The 1,250-nt window shown below is 41.3% G+C and carries 1 protein-coding gene; it reads left to right on the plus strand.

All coding sequences use genetic code 11. The annotated features are described in order from the left end of the window. Positions 1 to 85 precede the first annotated feature (85 nt). Complete coding sequence (locus ACH0AB_RS11805) at positions 86 to 1,078, plus strand: IS5-like element ISAba23 family transposase (protein ID WP_005028482.1); 993 nt, start codon at positions 86 to 88, stop codon at positions 1,076 to 1,078. The last annotated feature ends 172 nt before the right edge of the window (positions 1,079 to 1,250 follow it).

The following is a 1,250-nucleotide window of genomic DNA, read 5'->3' on the forward strand; positions in this document are numbered from 1 at the left end:
AGAAACCTTTGCGCGAATAAACACACAAAAGTTCATTAAATTGGTATAATACAATAAAATCAATCACCTAGCAAAAGACACGACTATGGCATGGAAACAAACAGGGCAACTCTCCCTAGCAGACAGTCTCATTAACGCTCACAAAGCCATCGAAGAATTAGATGAACTACACAACCTAATTGACTGGCAAACTATCGAGCAAACCTTACGCCACGTTCATAGCAGTGAGCGTGGGGAATCTGCCTTTCACCCTGTCATCATGTTTAAAGTATTACTCTTACAAAAACTCTATAACCTATCGGATCCAGCCATGGAAAAACAACTGGCACGAGACTTACTATTTCGTCGCTTTGTTGGCCTATCATTAACGGATGATGTACCCGACCATAGCACCATTTGGCGATACCACAAACACCTAGGTGAGCTTAGACTGATTGAACCATTGTTCAACCAAATCAATGAGCAACTAGCCCAACAAAACATTTTTATCAAAGCGGGCAGTGTCAGCATCATCGATGCCAGTATCGTTGAAGCTAAAAACAAACGACCTAAGAAAGGCAAACACACCGACAATACCCAAGATAACGAAGCCGCCTATGTCAGTAAAAAAGACAGTACAGGTAAAGTAAAAACTACCTACGGCTTTAAAATTCATCTCAACTGTGATGAAGACAGCTTTGTCAAAAAGGTTGAAACTACCCCTGCCAATGTCCATGATTCCCAATGTTTTACCACGCTGTTAACAGATGATGAATCAGCCGTGTATGCTGACAGTGCGTATAAAAGCCAAGCCCATGATGACTACCTTGCCGAGCATGAACCACCGATAAAAAATCATATTCATGATAGAGCATGGCGCAATACACCCTTAACCGAACAGCAAAAACGCAATAATACCCAAAAGAGCCAAACTAGAAACACCGTTGAGCGGGTCTTTGGACATTTTAAACTGCATTATGGGATGAGCAAAGCTCGTCATTTAGGGTTAATGCAATTTCATACCAGCACTTTGCTTGCAAGCATGGTGCATAATTTAAAAACTGCCCTAAGCTTGAAACGAAAATACGGACTCGCCTAGGGTTATTGTGTCTGTTGGTTAGTAAGCTCAGCCAATAGACACAAATTTAACAACCATTTGGAGATTTTATCCATGATTTAGCCATTGTTTTGCTTATTTCATTGCCATTCTTTGTTTTTTTTCGGTTTGGTGGTATGCCTCGAGCAAAGGGGCTGTTTCGTGCAAAGGTCTC

This window comes from Moraxella sp. 179-F 1C4 NHS, assembly GCF_045370505.1.
Classification (GTDB): domain Bacteria; phylum Pseudomonadota; class Gammaproteobacteria; order Pseudomonadales; family Moraxellaceae; genus Faucicola; species Faucicola tetraodonis.